Raw genomic sequence first — 16,222 nt, forward strand, 5'->3', positions numbered from 1 at the left:
CTAGCGTATGGAATTGGCGCTCTGCTCAATCGCCGAGCCGGCGCTGCCAACGCCATCGCTGCCAAAGAGATTGGTCACGGCGCCGCCAAAGACGATCATGCTGCTGATGAGGGCTACGGCGATAAGCCCGGCGATCAGCCCATATTCGATTGCCGTCGCACCGGCATCATCGCGCATAAACCGAACACTCAACAGCTTGAGCATGGCCGCTCCTGAACAGGCGCCTTGAGGCGCTCACAAAAGATCGCAGAGCGCTGCAATCAAAGGCTCGTCTGCCGGTGGCATAGGGTAATCGCGCAGGGACTGAGGCCTCACCCACTTGAGGGCCTGGTGCTCCCGGGCTTGCGGCGTGCCCTGCCATTTTCGGCAAACGTAAAGTGGCATCAACAGGTGAATGTTTTCGTAAGAGTGGCTGGCAAAGCTCAGGGGCGCGAGGCAGGCCTCCTTGGTCTCGATTGCCAGCTCTTCGCCCAGTTCCCGGATCAGCGCGGCTTCCGGCGTTTCTCCAGGCTCAACCTTGCCGCCAGGGAATTCCCACAGACCGGCCATGGACTTGCCTTCAGGACGCTGGGCGATCAGCACGCGACGATCAGCATCGACCAGGGCGCAAGCGACAACCAGGAGGATTGGTTTGGCCGTCACTTCGGAGCTCCGGGAATGCGATAGTGGTAGTCGTACTGATGGGTGTAGCCGAGGCCCGTGTAGAGTGCCTTGGCGGCCTGGTTGTCCGCCTGGACGTTGAGCGCGGCGACTTTGGCACCCTGGCTCTTGGCCCAGGTTAGGCCCGAGCGCATCATGGCGGCGGCAAGTCCCTGGCGGCGGCGAGCTGGGTCGGTCACGACGTTGCCGGTTATGACGATGCCATTGGCTACGGCCATGATCGAGGAGGCGACGGCTTGCCCATCGCGATGGATGACCACGCCTGCAGCGGGAACCTTGAGCATTCCGAGCAGACCCTTGAGGCCAGCGATCTTGGCTTCGTCATAGTCCTGAAGGCGCTTGGTGGTGGCAAGGAATTTGGGATCGAGCGGGCAAAGATATTCGGCATTGGCATCAGCTTCGAAGTCGCCGAGCTCCATGGCGAAAAGGTTGCTGTGGTCGATCTGCTGCCAGCCAGCCTCATCCAACGTTGCGCCAAGCTCAGGAGCAGCTAGCGGGGTCATGCGGAAGACCGGCTTGATCTTGCGCATGACCATCCACGACGCGGCCGAGATCACGCGGACATCGGCATCTTCGAAATCATCGGGATCAAAGCACTGGGTCGAGTTGGCGCGCTGGGTATAGCCGTTGGTCGCGCGGCGCAGCCAGGAGCCGTCCCACTTCTCCTCGATTCCGGGCCAGGCCAGGAGGCCGGCCCGTTCGAATGCTTCGGGGTCAGGGAGGCTCACATCAGCTCCGATAGTCGCCGTTGATGGTGATGTAGCCGTGAGTAAGGTCGCAGGTATAGACCGTGGCCCGGCCTGAACCGAGGCCAAGCTCGACCGTCATTTCAAGCTCTTCGCCCTTCATGTAGGCGCTGGTGGCAGCTTCGTCGTAGCCGTGGGCACGTTCGCCATCCTTGGCAACCAGGAGATCGCCAAAACGGATGGAAAGCTTGTCGCGGTCGGCCGGCTCGCCGGCCTTGCCGACGGCCATGACGACGCGGCCCCAATTGGCGTCTTCACCGGCAATGGCGGTCTTGACCAGGGGCGAGTCGGCGATGGCCTTGGCGATGCGGAAGGCGGAGGCGTCGGTGGTGGCGCCTTCGACATGGACCGAGACCTGCTTGGTCGCGCCTTCGCCGTCGCGAACGGTGAGAATGGCGAGTTCGAAGAGAACGTCGGCGAGGGCAGCGCCAAAGACTTCGGCACGCGGGTCATCGAGGCTGTTGATGGCATCGACCGGCGCCTTGCCGGTGGCAAAGGCAAGAAGCGTGTCTGAAGTGGAGGTGTCGCTGTCGACGGTGATGGCGTTGAACGTGGTCTGCACATGCTGGCTGAGCAGCGCCTGCAGAACCGGGGCCGCGATCGGCATGTCGGTAACGACGAAGCTCAGCATGGTGGCCATGTCCGGCGCGATCATTCCCGAGCCCTTGGCGATGCCGTTGATCTTGACCTCGACGCTATCGATGTCGAGCACGGCGCCCGAGAGCTTTGGAAAAGTGTCGGTGGTCATGATCGCCCTGGCCGGCTCAATCCATGGCGCATCGACGAGACGGGTGGCGGCCTCGTCGAGCTTGCCGTCGAACTTGCTCGCGTCGATCAATTCGCCGATCACCCCGGTCTGGGCGATGAAGACTTCCGAGGGTGCGCAGCCGAGGGCTTCAGCCGCGACCTTGGTGATGTAGCGAACGCTTTCACGGCCCTTCTGGCCCGTGAAGGCGTTGGAATTGCCGGAGTTTACGACCAGGCCGCGGGCCACGCCGCCTTTCAGATTTTCGCGGCAGAGCTCGACCGCGGCGGAGGAGGTGGCTGATCGGGTGAGCACACCGGCGGCCACCGTGCCTTCATCGAAGGCCATCAGCAGCACGTCGGTGCGGTTCTTGTACTTGATGCCCGCTTCAGCCGTGGCGAAGCGAACGCCGGCGATCGGCGGCAGATCCGGGTAGGATTTGGGAGCGAGGGGAGAAACCGGATGGGCAGCCATGAAGCATCACCTTAGCCAAGCAGGATGCGCTTCGTGTGCCCGAAACATGTGACGGGCGCAAGGCTGAGGCGAGGTTCCTGGCTCAGGCCGTGATGCGCTTCTTGCCGGCAATGAAGGCACCGAAGCGTGTGGTGATGAAGGGCACGATGAAGAAGACGATGGTGGTGGCCATGAAGGGCACGAGGACGAGGCTACGCTGCCAGAATTCCCAGCCTGGCGTCATCATGGAGACGAGCGTCGCGTAGATGACGACGACGGGATAAACGGCAAATGTCATGAGCAGGGCCATGCGGGCCTTGGCGGCGAAAGAGAGATGCATGAAGAACTCCAACGAAACGATGCGTTTCGATATGTAACGAAACGAGCCGTTTCGTTCAAGTCTTTTCTTCAGCTCTTTTTTGCCCCATAGTGCCGGCATGGAAACCGAGACCGAAGACCTTAGCCGCCGCTCGATCGGCGCCCGCCGTAATCCTGCAAGCCAGGAGGCCATTCTCGACGCTGCCGAAGCGGTACTGCGGGAAGGTGGCATTGCGGGATTTTCGATCGAGGCGGTGGCACGGCGAGCAAGGGCGGGGAAGCCGACTATCTATCGCTGGTGGCCCAATCGCACGGCGCTGATGCTGGATGTTTACACGCGCTTCAAGAATGCCCGTGCCTTTCCGGACACCGGAACGCTGCGCGGCGACCTGGTCGCGTTCCTCGACAATCAACTGCTCGGATTCTGGAAAGACAGCCTCTGTGGCACGGTTTATCGCGCGGTGATCGCCGAGGCTCAAAGCGATGCGGGTGCCGAAGAGGCATTGCAGGCCTATCAGGCGGATCGCAAGCAGCGTGCCCTGGTTCTCGTGGAGCGCGCCAAGGCGCGCGGCGAGGTGCCCCAGGATGTCGACGCGGCGTTGATCATCGATCTTGTGGTCGCTTATGCCTGGCACCAGTTGCTGGTGGGCCATGTGGCGCAATCGATGGGCAAGGTCGAGGCGGTCGTCGATACGGTTCTGCGCGGCACTCCCGGCTACCGGGCATAAAAAAAGCCCGGCGCATGGCCGGGCTTTCGCATTCGATTTGGGTGATCTTACTGCGCGGCCGGTTCGGCAGCGGCACCGGAGGCTGCTTCGGCTTCCATGGCTTCCTGAGCGTCGAACTTTGCCTTGAGGTCGGGATCGGCGATGTTGACGGTGACGCCGGCCATCAGCTCATCGACCTTGGTAACGAAGGCCTGCTGGAGGAGCTGCTGCTGGATCTGCGGGGCAACCTGCTCAAGGGCCGGCGGGGCGGACTGGCGCTTTTCCTCAAGGCGGATGATGTGCCAGCCGAACTGGGACTGGACCGGAGCGGAGATGTCGCCCGGATTGGCCAGCGCATAGGCGGCTTCCTCGAAGGGCTGAACCATCATGCCGCGGCTGAAGAAGCCGAGATCGCCGCCATTGGCTGCGCCGGGATCGATGGAGTTTTCCTTGGCGAGGGTGGCGAAATCGGCGCCGCCATCGAGTTCGGCCTTGAGTTCGTTGGCGCGTTCCTCGGTTTCGACGAGGATGTGGCTGGCGTGAAGTTCGTCGGCCGGCTGGAACTGGGCGACATACTTGTCGTATTCGGCCTGCACGGCTTCGGGCGTCACGGCACCGGCAATGGCGTCGGCAAAATAGGCGCGGCGCAGGGCGCGTTCTTCAAGGTAGGCCTGGCGCTGGGCAAAGAGCGGGGTCTGGTCCATGCCGGCGGCGCGCGCGGCATCAGACATGACCTTCATGTCGATCAGGATGCGGACGAGGAAAGCGCGGCGCTCTTCAGGCGGCATCTGCGCGAGGTCCTGCGCCATGTCTTCGGCGGCAAAGCCGAGATCGGCTTCGGTGATGTCCTGGTCGCCGACCGTTGCGACCACGGCATTGGGGTCGATCTCGGCCGGTGCTGCCGGTGCAGCTTCGGCGGGGGCGGCGGCGCCGGCCGGCGGGGTTGCGGCGTCCTGGGCGATCGTCGCCACAGCCGGCGCGGCCAGCATCAGCGCAGCGAGGCTAAGGGCGCGGGTCAGGCGCGAGGAAGTGGTCAGCATCGGGGATTTGTCTCCTTGGCCGGGCCCAGGACGGGCGATCCAGCATGGTCGAAAAGCAGTTCGGACCCGGCTCGCACGACAAGGGGGCTAAAATGTGCCGCCAGCATCGCGATCCGTTCACTCGATCGTGGTCGGCAAAGGCGTAAAGCCGAAGGATCATGGGAGGTGTCGCCGATTTCGGATACGTTGACAAGCCTTGGCCCCCCTCCTACATCTCACCCGCTTTTACGAAAGCATGCGCCTCGTGCCGCCTTCACCACGCGCCGGGACATGCGGACACTCCACACAGGGAACCGGAAGGGTTTCCCCAAGTTGTGACGAGGCGAAAATGGGGTCTGCTGCCGCGCCCGCCTGACGCTGGCTGCCCACCCCGACGCCCCGCCGCCCAACACAAGGACCTTACGAATATGGCACTTGCTGCGTTTGCCCGAAAGATTTTCGGGTCGCCGTCTGACCGTCAGGTCAAGCGGTACCAGGGCAAGGTGACGGCGATCAATGCGCTCGAGCCGGACCTGGTCAAGCTCAGCGATGACGAATTGCGGGCCCGCACCGCCGACTTCAAGGCGCAGATCGAGCGCGGCGCGAGCCTCGACGATCTCGTGGTTCCGGCCTTTGCTACGGTGCGCGAAGCGTCCAAGCGCGTCCTGGGCATGCGGCACTTCGATGTGCAGATGATCGGCGGCATGGTCATGAACGACCGCGGCATTGCCGAAATGCGCACCGGTGAAGGCAAGACGCTGGTGGCGACGCTCCCGATGTATCTCAATGCGCTGACCGGCAAGGGCGCGCATCTGGTCACGGTCAACGATTACCTCGTCAAGCGCGACGCGGCCTGGATGGGCCAGATCTATGCGTTCCTGGGTCTGTCCTGGGGCACGATCGTGCCGGGTCTTTCGGATGCCGAGCGCAAGGCAGCCTATAATGCCGACATCACTTACGGCACCAATAACGAGCTTGGCTTCGACTACCTTCGCGACAACATGAAATATACGCGCGCCCAGATGGTGCAGCGCGGCCATGAATTTGCGATCGTCGACGAAGTGGACTCGATCCTCATCGACGAAGCGCGCACGCCGCTGATCATCTCCGGTCCGTCCGAAGACCGCTCCGAACTCTATATGCAGATCGATGCGCTGATGCCGATGATCGGCGAGGGCGATTTCGAGCTCGAGGAAAAGCACCGCGCCGCGACCTTTACCGACCAGGGCGTCGAAAAGCTCGAAGCGGCGCTAGCCGAAGCAGGGCTCCTCAAATCCGGCTCCATGTATGACGTCGAAAACGTCGCGCTGGTGCACCATGCCAATTCGGCGCTGCGGGCCCACAAGCTCTTCCGCCGCGACAAGGACTATATCGTCCGCAACGATGAAGTCGTCATCATCGACGAATTCTCGGGCCGCATGATGCCGGGCCGCCGCTATTCGGAAGGCCTGCACCAGGCGCTGGAAGCCAAGGAACACGTCAAGATTCAGGCCGAGAACCAGACGTTGGCCTCGATTACCTTCCAGAATTATTTCCGCCTTTACAAGCGCCTTGCCGGTATGACCGGTACGGCCGAGACGGAAGCGGAAGAATTCGCCGACATCTATAGCCTCGGCGTGACCACCGTTCCGACCAACCTGCCTATCCAGCGCATCGACGAAGACGACGCGATCTTCCGTACGGCGGAGGAAAAGTTCGACGCCATCGCCGACCTGATCAAGGAATGTCAGGAACGCGGGCAGCCGGTTCTGGTCGGCACGACCTCGATCGAAAAATCGGAAATGCTGGCCGATCTTCTGCGCAAGAAGAATGTGGGCCAGATGAACGTGCTCAATGCCCGTCACCACGAGCAGGAAGCCTTCATCGTTGCCGATGCGGGCTTGCCGGGCGCCATCACCATCGCCACCAACATGGCTGGCCGTGGTACCGACATCCAGCTCGGCGGCAATCTCGAAATGCGCATCCAGAAAGAGGCCGAGGGCCTTGAAGGGGAGGCGCGCGAAGCCAAGATCGTCGAGATCAAGGCCAAGATCGCCGAAGACAAGCAAAAGGCGCTGGCTGCCGGGGGCCTTATGGTCATCGGCACCGAGCGCCATGAATCGCGCCGCATCGACAACCAGCTGCGTGGCCGTTCGGGCCGCCAGGGCGATCCGGGGCATTCGAAGTTCTTCCTGTCGCTTCAGGACGACCTGATGCGTATCTTCCCGGTCGACAGCATGGACTCCATGCTCGGCAAGCTCGGGCTCGAACAGGGCGAGTCGATTACCCACCCGTGGGTGAGCAAAGCCATCGAGCGGGCGCAGGGGAAGGTCGAGTCGCGCAACTTCGACATCCGCAAGAACATCCTCAAATACGACGACGTGATGAACGATCAGCGCAAGGTGATCTTCGAGCAGCGTATTGAATTCATGGATGCGACCGACGTCAGCGAGACCATTCTCGACATGCGTCAGGAAGTGGTCACCAATATCGTCGCCAAGTCGATCCCGCCGCGTTCCTTCCCGGAGCAGTGGAACATCGAGCAGCTGACGGAAGCCTGCAAGACCTATCTCAACCTCGACCTGCCGATCGCCGAGTGGGCGCAGGAAGAGGGGATCGACGCCGAGACCGTCGAAGAGCGTATTCGCACCGCTGCCGATCAGTTCATGACAGCCAAGGAAGAGCAGACGCTCAAGGCCTTTGAAGAGGCCGGCACGCCGATGCCCAATGTCATGCGGCAGATGGAGAAGGATATCCTGCTCCGCTCGGTCGACGGGCTCTGGCGCGAGCATCTGGTGATGCTCGATCACCTCAGCAAGGTGGTCGGCTGGCGCGGTATCGCTCAGCGCGATCCGCTGATGGAATACAAGCAGGAAGCCTATGAGCTGTTCCAGGCGCTGCTCGCCAACCTGCGCGAGCTGGTGACGACGCAGATGAGCCACCTGATGATCCAGCCGCGTCCGCCGGCGCAGCCCGCGCCAATGGCGCCGCTTGGTCTCAACACTGCGGGTCTTCGCACCACCCATATCGATCCGACCACGGGCGAGAATGACGCGACGAGCGGCGTCAGCGGCACGGTTCCGGGCAATGCCTTTGCGGCCGGTCCCTTCGCCGATGGGCAGAACGACAGCCAGGATGCAGATACGTCCTTGCGTCCGATCGATCCGGCTTTGCTGGTCGGGGTGTCGCGGAATGCGCCTTGCCCTTGCGGTTCAGGCAAGAAGTTCAAGCACTGCCACGGCGCGTTTGCCTAAGCCGTCATAATGTTCTGAGATTAGGGGCGGCCTTTGGGTCGCCCTTTTTGTTGGGTTCAGCAGCTGACGCGGATTTCGGCGTAGCCCGTCAGGCCTTCGTCGCCGCCCGAGGTCACACCGATGGTGCAGGCGCTGTTGGGGAGGGGCATGGAGCCGCCCGAAGGGATGGTCGTGCCATCGACCAGGGTCATATAGCCATTGTCGATCATGCCGACCTCGACGCTCGCCGGCTGGCCGCAGATTTGGTATTTGTCGCCCATAGCCACAAGCAGGCGCATGCCGACGGGGAGGCAATCCTCGCCTGTGGCGGTGACCGCCGGGGTGGAGGCGGGTGCGATGGGGGGCAGGGTGACAGCGGCGGTCTGCGCTTCCTCGAGCGCCGTCAGACGGTCCGCCAGAGCCGTCAGCTCTTCGCTGGTTGGGCCAGCGGCGGCTGTGGGCTGGCTGCGGGCGTAAAGATCTAGGCTCACGCGCAGCTGCGCCAGTTCGGTCGATAGCCGCAGGATTTCGCGTTCGCCCTGGGCCGAGAACCAGATCGTCGTGCCAAGGGCGCCAAGGCCTGCAAGAGCGCCGATCGTGCCCAGAATAATGGGCAAACGGGATCGCCTCGGCCGGGCGGCTTCCGGCGAACGGGTGTCGGCGGCCATTACCACTTCGGGGCTTTTGCCTGGGGTCTCGCTCGTCGGCTGATCCACGGCGGGTCTCCACATGCGTTCGGGTGGCCATCTCACCCAAGTGCGGCAGCAGTGCGGCCTAGGGGCGCTGCTCGGACGTGGTTGGCATCGCAGCCGGCTGGCTCATGGCCGGAGTCGGGGCCGGTGCCGCGCCGCCGAACATATTACCCACATTGTTGAAGAAACCGCCGATGGCTTGCTCGCGCTGCTGCAGCGCCACCTTTTCGGCCTCCTGCTTGGCCGCGGCCTGCTGGATGGTTGCGACCTGGCTGGCCAGCGCGGCGTCGTCGGCCTGCTGGCGTGCCGTCACGTAAGCATTCTGGATCGACGGCGGGCAGAGGCCCGCAGGGTCGAGCGGGCCGGCCGAGGATGGATTGAAGATGTACTGCTTTTCGCAAACGTCCCAGACCGGCGGGGTCTTGGTGGTTTCGAAATAGTCGTAGCCTTCCTTGATGTCCTTCCAGAACTCGATGTGCTGGCTTGATGCGTGCTGGGCGAGGTTTGTCGGCGTCATGCGGAAGGGGAAGATCTGGAGCTGGAAGCTGGTATTGCCGCCTTTGAAGGTTTCGCGGGCCAGGGCATAGATTTCGGCAATGCCGGCATCGGTCATGGCGTAGCAGCCGACGGACTTGCAATCGCCATGGACCATGAGGTTGGAACCGGAGCGGCCGTTGACGCGGTCGAACTTGTTGGGGAAGCCGGTGTTGAAGGAGAGGTAATAGGCCGACTTGGGATTCATCAGGCCCGGCGTGATCGTATAGAAGCCCTCGGGGCTCTGCCGGTCGCCTTCCTTGAACTTTGGTCCGAGATCGCCCGAATAGGTGCAGATTTCGTAGGTCTTGAAGAGGTTATAGGTGCCGGAGGCGGTCTGCTTCCAGACTTCGAGCACGGATTCCTGTTTGAAGATGCGCACCACCATGCCGCGCTCGGGCGCCGAGCCCATGTTGCGCAAGCCCTGCACGACGCCGCTCGTCAGTGGGCTGTTGTGGCGATTGTTGTCGCCCTTGGCAAAGCTAGCGCAGGCGGCAAGGCCAACAGCCAGCCAGCAGAGGATCACAACAGCGCCGAGGCGATTGAAAAAGGTCGCAGTCACTAGAAATCTGCCCAAACAAAGGACGCCCGCACCGGGCCAATGGTTAGCGCAGAATGACCCAATGCGGTGAACGAAGCCTTTACCACGGGCAGGTGCACTGCCGAAAGCAGTGCATGATCACGCAAGCGTGTGGTGCCGGGTTCTAGAGCGAAGTGCCGATGACCAGGAACTTTTCGCGACGATGTTCGCGCGTTTCGAGGCGCGAACGATTGCCGAAATCCTTGAGGAAGGTCTCGATGGCCGACTTGGCGTTGTCGAGCACCACGGAAGGGTGGCGATGGGCGCCGCCGGTCGGTTCGGGAATGATGCCGTCGATGACACCGAAGCCCAAAAGGTCCTGCGCGGTTATCTTTTGCGCGGTGGCCATGTCCTGAGCGCGCGCGGCGTCGCGGAAGAGAATCGAGGCGCCGGCTTCGGGCGAGATCACCGAATAGATGGCGTTTTCGAGCATCAGCACGCGATTGGCCGTGGCAATGGCGATGGCGCCGCCCGAACCGCCTTCGCCGATGACGATGGCAAGGTTGGGGACACCCAGTTCCAGGCCTTTTTCAGTGGAGCGGGCGATGGCTTCGGCCTGGCCGCGCTCTTCGGCGCCGATGCCGGGATAGGCGCCAGCGGTATCGACAAAGGAGATGACCGGAACCGAGAAGCGGTCGGCCATGTCCATGATCCGGACGGCCTTGCGGTAACCTTCCGGGTTGGCCATGCCGAAATTATGCTTGAGGCGGGTTTCGGTGGAGCTGCCCTTTTCCTGGCCGAGGATGGCGACGGGCTGGCCGTTGAAACGGCCGAAACCGGCCTGGAGGGCCGCGTCTTCGCCGAACTTGCGGTCACCGGCGAGCGGGGTCCATTCGGTGATGAGCTTGGCGACGTAATCTGAAAAATGCGGGCGCTGCGGGTGGCGGGCAACCTGGGTTTTCTGCCACGGGGTCAGCTTGCGGTAAATCTCGACCAAAGCCTCTTCGGCGCGGGCAGAGAGCCGGTTGACCTCCTCGTCGATGGACACGGCCTGGTCGGTTTGTGCCAGCGACTTGAGTTCGGCGATCTTGGCTTCAAGATCGGCAACCGGCTTTTCGAAATCGAGATAAGACTGCATTCCACCGCCCGTAGGGGTCTGATTTTTCGCGCGAAGGCGCTGCTCTTGCGCCCTAAAGTGGCTGGAAAGTGGCGGCGGAGTCCCACCAAGTCAAGCACTGGCTAACGGAGGGTTAGCATTTGCTGCCACTCAAGTGCTACTCGCCAGCGGATGATGGCTCTCCACAAGGGTGCGGAGCTTCTCGTCGAGGACGTGGGTATAGATCTGCGTTGTGGAAATGTCGGCATGGCCGAGCAGCATCTGGACGACGCGCAGATCGGCACCGCCGGCGAGCAAATGGCTGGCAAAGGCGTGGCGGAGGACGTGCGGGGCGATGCGGGCGGAGGAAATCCCAGTGCGGGCAGCCAGGGCCTTTAGATCGCGGGCAAAGACCTGACGAGTGAGGTAGCCGTCCTCGCCATTGGCCGGAAAAAGGTACGGGCCGGGTGGGAGTTTTTCTTTCCAGGCGCGGACGGCATCGCGGGCGCGATCGTTCATCGGCACGATGCGCTCCTTGTTGCCCTTGCCGGTGACGGTCAGAAACGCGCCCTCGCGCATCACGGCATTGCGGCGGAGGCTCACGAGTTCGGAGACGCGGAGGCCCGTGGCGTAGAGCATTTCAAGGAGGACATAGAGGCGCTGGGCCGATTCCTGCTTGGGCCCCTCGGTATTGGCTTCCGTCTCGGCCAGGGTAAGGAGCTTATCGACTTCGGCGACCGACAGGACCTTGGGCAGGGCACGGCGCGATTTGGGGCTGGCGACGATGCGGGTCGGGTCATCGCCGCGCATGCCGTCGGCACAAAGAAACTTATGGAACTGGCGGATGGCAGAGAGACGCCGGGCGCTGGACGACGCAGAAAGACCTTCGGCCTTGAGACGATCAAGATAGGCGGTGACGGTATCGCGCGGGCAATCGAGCAGGGTCTGGCCCTTGCCGGTGACGAAGCCGGAATAATCGGACAAGTCGCGGCGATAGGCTTCTATCGTGTTGGCGGCAGCGCCGCGTTCGGCGCTCATCATTTCGAGGAATGCCGAAATTAGATGGCTCATTGCGCCGGGGTTTCCGCCGGGGTGCTGGTGACATTGGGCTGCAGCAGGGCAGGGCCACCGCCGCTGGTGCCGGTCTCACCGGTTTCGCCTAGAAGTTCGCGCGTGGGGATGCGCTGGCTCACTTCCTTGGGTGTCGGCTCGACAAAGGTCACGAGCGCGAACATGCCGGCATAGACCAGACCGGCCAGAAACAGCAGGGTGATCAGGAGGCGGAAAAGAGTGGGCATAGCGGTCCTGCTTCAATTTGAGCGATATGCTAACCGGTAAATCTTGCCATGTCGTTCCCAACCTTGACGGGGGTATGCTTGACAGGAGCGGCCGGGGCAGTTTGAAAGCGCTATGGGCGGAGGGCATTCGGCGTGAGCAGGACGGAAGGCGGAGCGCGTCAGTCACGCGCCCGGGCGCTGGCCAACCGGCTCGGCGGCAGGCCGCTGGTGCTGGTGGGCATGATGGGCGCCGGCAAGACCACCGTAGGGCGCCGCCTTGCCAACCGTCTTGGACGCAGCTTCATCGACAGCGACGAAGAGATCGAGCGCGCGGCGCAGATGACGATCCCCGAAATCTTCGAGCAGCGGGGTGAGCCCGAGTTTCGCGCCGGTGAAATGCGGGTGATCGCGCGGCTGCTCAAGGAAAACGACGTCGTTCTGGCGACCGGTGGTGGGGCCTTCGTCAATCCCGAGACACGGGCGCTGGTCAAGGCGGAGGCAGTATCGGTCTGGCTCAAGGCCGATCTTGACGTCTTGTTCGAGCGAGTGTCGCGGCGTTCGAACCGGCCGCTGCTGAAGACTGCAGATCCCAAGGGCACGCTCGAAAAGCTGATTGCCGACCGCTATCCGATCTATGAGGAAGCCGATGTCACGGTGATGAGCCGCGACGTGCCGCAGGACAATGTGGCGGCGGACGTTGTTTCGGCGGTACTCGACCATTTGAGAAAGCAGTAGGCGCATGGCCCAGATCGATCACACAGTCCATGTCGCGCTGGGCGAGCGGGCCTATGACATCCTGATCGGGCCGGATCTCCTCGCGGAGGCGGGCGCGATCCTGGCTGACAAGTTTCCGGGACGTCGCTTTGGCATCGTCACCGACGAGAATGTCGCCCGGGCGCAGTTGCCGCGGCTGACGGCGGGGCTCGACAAGGCAGGGCTGCACTACGAGACCGTGGTCTTGCCGGCCGGCGAAGCCACGAAGAGCTATGCCATGCTGGAGCGCGTGGTCGAGGGGCTGCTCGCGGCAAGGCTCGAGCGCGGTGACCTCGTGATCGCGCTGGGCGGCGGGGTAATCGGCGACCTTGCCGGATTTGCCGCTTCGGTGACGCGGCGGGGCATGGACTTCGTACAGATGCCGACTTCGCTTCTGGCGCAGGTTGATAGTTCGGTCGGCGGTAAGACGGGGATCAACTCGCCGCACGGCAAGAATCTCGTCGGTGCCTTCCATCAGCCCAAGCTGGTCTTGGCCGATCTTTCGGCGCTCGACACGCTGGACCGGCGGCAGTTCGCGGCGGGCTATGCGGAAGTGGTCAAATACGGGCTGATCGACGACCCGGAATTCTTCGAGTGGCTCGATGCCAATCTCGGCGAAATTTTCGAGGGCGGTCCGGCACGCGGCGAGGCGGTGGCGCGCTGCTGTGCGCACAAGGCGCGGGTGGTGATCGAGGACGAAAAAGAGACCGGCGTTCGCGCGCTGCTTAACCTGGGACATACGTTTGGGCATGCGCTCGAAAAAGATACCGGCTATGGTGATCGCCTTCTGCATGGCGAAGGGGTCAGCATCGGCATGGTGCTGGCGCATCGATTCTCGACCGAGCTCGGGCTGGCACCGGGACAGGATGCCGGCCGTGTCGTTGCGCACTTGAAGCGAGCGGGGCTACCCACCACATTGGCTGATATCCCGGGCACGCTGGGATCCACACAAGATTTGATGGCGGCGATCGCGCAGGACAAGAAGGTCCAGCGTGGCGCGCTGACGTTTATCCTGACGAAGGGGGTCGGGCAGGCGTTTATCGAAAAGGGTGTGGAGCCGGGGCGGGTTGCGGCGTTTTTGGACGCGGTTAGGTAGCAGGCAATTCCCCCACCCAACCTCCCCCGTAAGGCGGGGGAGGAGTACGATCGAGTTTAGCCCGCCGGCAGAGTTTCTTCCGCTTAGAGGCGGCCGCGCTCGGCGACGACTTCGCCGGTCTGGAAGGCCTTGGAGAAGGGAATGAGCTGGTAGATGGCCGAAAGGCCGACCAGGACGTAAACGATGCGGGCAAGGGCACCGTCCTGGCCGCCAAAGATGGCAGCGACCAGATCGAACTGGAATGCGCCGACCAGAAGCCAGTTGATGCCGCCGATGATGATCAGAAGAAGAGTAACGAGATTAAGCGCCTTCATGGGAGCCCTCCAAAGTTGTGATCTTCCAACTATTGAACAGGGCCTTCGTTCCGGAGTTAACAGGACCTAGGTCTTGTCTGCGGGGACCACTTCGATATTGAGGGCGTGCACGCGCTCCTTCAACTCATCGTCGAGTTCGCTCATGACCGCGCGGTGTTGCGCGACGCGGCTTAGCCCGTCAAAATCCCGGGTCGCGATTCTGACGCGAAAATGGGTTTCGCCGCCTTCCTGCCATCCGGCATGGCCATGGTGGCGATGAGAGTCATCGATCACCTCCAAAAGGAGGGGATGGAAGCGTTCGGTAAGTTTGGTTTTGATTCTGTCCGCCATGGACATGGGGCTTGGCTCCGTTTTGGTGGTCTTTAACTAGGTGCAAAGAAACTGCAATCCAAGATATTCGACTCCATTCGCGTTCGTCCGCGCCGCGAAGAAAAGCCCGAACCGATCGACGTTGTTTGCGACTGGGAAGGGTGCGAAAAGGCCGGCGAGTACAAGGCACCAAAGGGTGTGCGCTCGGAAGGGCAGTATCACCATTTCTGCCTCGAGCATGTGCGGCACTACAACAAGGCGTTCAACTTCTTTGCCGGCATGAGCCAGGAAGAGCTGGACGAAGCGCTGCATTCGCCGCCCAAGACCGAGACCCGCTCGAGCTTTGGCACCGGCAGTGCCGAGGCGGCGCGGGCGGCTGCGCGGCAGGCGGCTCCTCGGCCAGGCGACAAGCATGGCGATCCGTTCGGGGTCTTTGCGCGCTATCGCTACCAGCAGAGCAAGCGGCCGGCGACGGAGCGGGTCAAGCCGCTCAACGAAAATGACCGTCGGGCGCTGGAGACACTGGGCTTTACCGCCCATGCCAAGTCGGACGACATCAAGACGGCCTATAAGAACCTGGTCAAGAAGCACCATCCGGACGTCAATGGCGGCGATGCCTCGTCCGAGGAGCGTTTGCGGGCGGTGATTGCGGCCTATTCGCACCTCAAGAAGGTGGGCTTCGTGGTACGGTAGCCATGCTGCCAAGCCCTACCCGCACCGCGCTAATGCTGCTATAGAGCCACCGCCTTCCCCTTAGATGACCCCTGAAAATCCAAGAGCATTCCGATGACCGAATTCACCAATCTGCCCGATACCGAATACAAGGCGCGGGATTTGTTCGGTATCGATACCGACATGGTGGTGAAGGGGTTCTCTGAAAACAACGGTCACGTGCCGCCGGTCGACCCCGACTACCTGTTCGACCGCAACACGACCTTGGCGATCCTTGCCGGCTTTGCCTATAACCGCCGCGTCATGGTGCAGGGCTACCATGGCACGGGCAAGTCGACCCATATCGAGCAGGTCGCTGCGCGGCTTAACTGGCCGCTAGTGCGCGTCAATCTCGATAGTCACGTTTCGCGCATCGATCTCGTGGGCAAGGATGCGATCGTCCTCAAGGACGGAAAGCAGATCACCGAATTCCGCGATGGCATCCTGCCCTGGGCCGTGCAGAACAACGTCGCGCTCGTCTTCGACGAATACGATGCCGGTCGTCCCGACGTGATGTTCGTGATCCAGCGCGTGCTGGAGCAATCGGGCCGGCTGACGCTCCTTGACCAGAACCGCGTCATCGTTCCGCATCCGGCATTCCGGCTGTTCTCGACCACCAACACCATCGGTTTGGGCGATACGTCGGGCCTCTACCACGGCACCCAGCAGATCAACCAGGGCCAGATGGACCGCTGGTCGATCGTGACGACGCTGAACTACCTGCCGCATGAAAAGGAAGTCGGCATCGTCCTTGCCAAGAACAAGAGCTATGGCGCGACCGACAAGGGCAAGAAGCAGATTTCGAACATGGTGCGCCTGGCGGACCTCACGCGTTCGGCCTTCATCAATGGCGATATTTCGACCGTCATGTCGCCTCGCGGCGTCATCACCTGGGCGGAAAACGCGGTGATCTTCGGCGGCGATATCGGCTTTGCCTTCCGGCTGACCTTCCTCAACAAGTGCGACGAACTCGAACGCCCGGTGGTAGCGGAGTTCTACCAGCGCGTCTTCGGGGAAGACCTGCCGGAGAGCTCGGCCAACCTGGCCGTGATGGCTTAAG

At 62.4% G+C, this 16,222-nt stretch carries 18 protein-coding genes and 1 pseudogene; 6 read left to right on the plus strand and 13 right to left on the minus strand.

Translation table 11 applies throughout. From position 1 onward, the window contains the following. The 5 genes from JI748_RS17530 to JI748_RS17045 form a co-directional block, all read right to left on the minus strand. Entirely contained in the window at window positions 1-204 is a 204-nt protein-coding gene (locus JI748_RS17530; RefSeq protein WP_201633469.1) for a Flp family type IVb pilin, read from the minus strand. A 30-nt stretch (window positions 205-234) separates the two neighbouring features. Beyond that, complete coding sequence (mutT, locus tag JI748_RS17030) at window positions 235-642, minus strand: 8-oxo-dGTP diphosphatase MutT (RefSeq protein WP_201633472.1); 408 nt, start codon at window positions 640-642, stop codon at window positions 235-237. Further along, the gene (locus tag JI748_RS17035; RefSeq protein WP_201633475.1) at window positions 639-1,388 is read right to left on the minus strand and encodes a GNAT family N-acetyltransferase; all 750 of its coding nucleotides are present in this window, start codon (window positions 1,386-1,388) and stop codon (window positions 639-641) included. The genes mutT and JI748_RS17035 overlap by 4 nt, the downstream gene beginning before the upstream one ends. Before the next feature lies 1 nt (window position 1,389). Beyond that, window positions 1,390-2,625, minus strand: a complete 1,236-nt coding sequence (argJ, locus tag JI748_RS17040) for a bifunctional glutamate N-acetyltransferase/amino-acid acetyltransferase ArgJ (protein ID WP_201633477.1) — start codon at window positions 2,623-2,625, stop codon at window positions 1,390-1,392. Window positions 2,626-2,707: 82 nt separating this feature from the next. Beyond that, complete coding sequence (locus JI748_RS17045; RefSeq protein ID WP_201633480.1) at window positions 2,708-2,944, minus strand: hypothetical protein; 237 nt, start codon at window positions 2,942-2,944, stop codon at window positions 2,708-2,710. A 97-nt stretch (window positions 2,945-3,041) separates the two neighbouring features. Between JI748_RS17045 and JI748_RS17050 the strand changes: the two genes are divergently transcribed. Then, window positions 3,042-3,650, plus strand: coding sequence for a TetR/AcrR family transcriptional regulator (locus tag JI748_RS17050; RefSeq protein ID WP_201633483.1), 609 nt, complete (start codon window positions 3,042-3,044; stop codon window positions 3,648-3,650). Window positions 3,651-3,697: 47 nt separating this feature from the next. Here JI748_RS17050 and JI748_RS17055 read toward each other — a convergent pair whose 3' ends face one another. Beyond that, window positions 3,698-4,669: a peptidylprolyl isomerase gene (locus JI748_RS17055; protein ID WP_201633485.1), complete on the minus strand. Its 972-nt coding sequence runs from the start codon at window positions 4,667-4,669 to the stop codon at window positions 3,698-3,700. A gap of 407 nt (window positions 4,670-5,076) precedes the next feature. Here JI748_RS17055 and secA point away from each other — a divergent pair, with 407 nt between their 5' ends. Beyond that, window positions 5,077-7,881, plus strand: coding sequence for a preprotein translocase subunit SecA (secA, locus tag JI748_RS17060; RefSeq protein ID WP_201633488.1), 2,805 nt, complete (start codon window positions 5,077-5,079; stop codon window positions 7,879-7,881). 56 nt (window positions 7,882-7,937) lie between these two features. On the opposite strand, the gene JI748_RS17065 is transcribed toward secA, so the two are convergent. From JI748_RS17065 to JI748_RS17085, 5 genes and pseudogenes are all read right to left on the minus strand, one after another. Next, window positions 7,938-8,576, minus strand: coding sequence for a hypothetical protein (locus JI748_RS17065; protein WP_201633491.1), 639 nt, complete (start codon window positions 8,574-8,576; stop codon window positions 7,938-7,940). A 58-nt stretch (window positions 8,577-8,634) separates the two neighbouring features. Then, on the minus strand, window positions 8,635-9,648 hold the full coding sequence (locus tag JI748_RS17580) for a L,D-transpeptidase family protein (protein WP_201633495.1): 1,014 nt from the start codon (window positions 9,646-9,648) through the stop codon (window positions 8,635-8,637). Between the two features lie 142 nt (window positions 9,649-9,790). Further along, the gene (locus tag JI748_RS17075) at window positions 9,791-10,744 is read right to left on the minus strand and encodes an acetyl-CoA carboxylase carboxyltransferase subunit alpha (RefSeq protein ID WP_201633498.1); all 954 of its coding nucleotides are present in this window, start codon (window positions 10,742-10,744) and stop codon (window positions 9,791-9,793) included. 129 nt (window positions 10,745-10,873) lie between these two features. Continuing rightward, window positions 10,874-11,773, minus strand: coding sequence for a site-specific tyrosine recombinase XerD (locus JI748_RS17080; protein ID WP_201633500.1), 900 nt, complete (start codon window positions 11,771-11,773; stop codon window positions 10,874-10,876). Between the two features lie 92 nt (window positions 11,774-11,865). After that, window positions 11,866-12,000, minus strand: a pseudogene (locus JI748_RS17085) (histidine kinase); the annotation flags it as partial. Window positions 12,001-12,132: 132 nt separating this feature from the next. On the opposite strand from JI748_RS17085, the gene JI748_RS17090 reads away from it, so the two are divergent. After that, the gene (locus JI748_RS17090; RefSeq protein WP_164532602.1) at window positions 12,133-12,714 is read left to right on the plus strand and encodes a shikimate kinase; all 582 of its coding nucleotides are present in this window, start codon (window positions 12,133-12,135) and stop codon (window positions 12,712-12,714) included. Window positions 12,715-12,718: 4 nt separating this feature from the next. Continuing rightward, entirely contained in the window at window positions 12,719-13,828 is a 1,110-nt protein-coding gene (gene aroB / locus JI748_RS17095) for a 3-dehydroquinate synthase (protein ID WP_201633503.1), read from the plus strand. An 83-nt stretch (window positions 13,829-13,911) separates the two neighbouring features. Here aroB and JI748_RS17100 read toward each other — a convergent pair whose 3' ends face one another. Both JI748_RS17100 and JI748_RS17105 read right to left on the minus strand, forming a co-directional pair. Continuing rightward, window positions 13,912-14,142 carry a DUF378 domain-containing protein gene (locus JI748_RS17100; RefSeq protein ID WP_201633505.1) on the minus strand — a complete coding sequence of 77 codons (231 nt, stop codon included), beginning with the start codon at window positions 14,140-14,142 and terminating at the stop codon, window positions 13,912-13,914. A 66-nt stretch (window positions 14,143-14,208) separates the two neighbouring features. Further along, window positions 14,209-14,478, minus strand: coding sequence for a BolA family protein (locus tag JI748_RS17105; RefSeq protein ID WP_201633508.1), 270 nt, complete (start codon window positions 14,476-14,478; stop codon window positions 14,209-14,211). A gap of 171 nt (window positions 14,479-14,649) precedes the next feature. Here JI748_RS17105 and JI748_RS17110 point away from each other — a divergent pair, with 171 nt between their 5' ends. Both JI748_RS17110 and cobS read left to right on the plus strand, forming a co-directional pair. Continuing rightward, the gene (locus tag JI748_RS17110; protein ID WP_201633511.1) at window positions 14,650-15,144 is read left to right on the plus strand and encodes a J domain-containing protein; all 495 of its coding nucleotides are present in this window, start codon (window positions 14,650-14,652) and stop codon (window positions 15,142-15,144) included. Between the two features lie 93 nt (window positions 15,145-15,237). After that, on the plus strand, window positions 15,238-16,221 hold the full coding sequence (gene cobS / locus JI748_RS17115; RefSeq protein ID WP_164532598.1) for a cobaltochelatase subunit CobS: 984 nt from the start codon (window positions 15,238-15,240) through the stop codon (window positions 16,219-16,221). Window position 16,222: the final 1 nt, after the last annotated feature.

The sequence above is a fragment of the Devosia rhizoryzae genome (assembly GCF_016698665.1).
Lineage (GTDB): Bacteria > Pseudomonadota > Alphaproteobacteria > Rhizobiales > Devosiaceae > Devosia > Devosia rhizoryzae.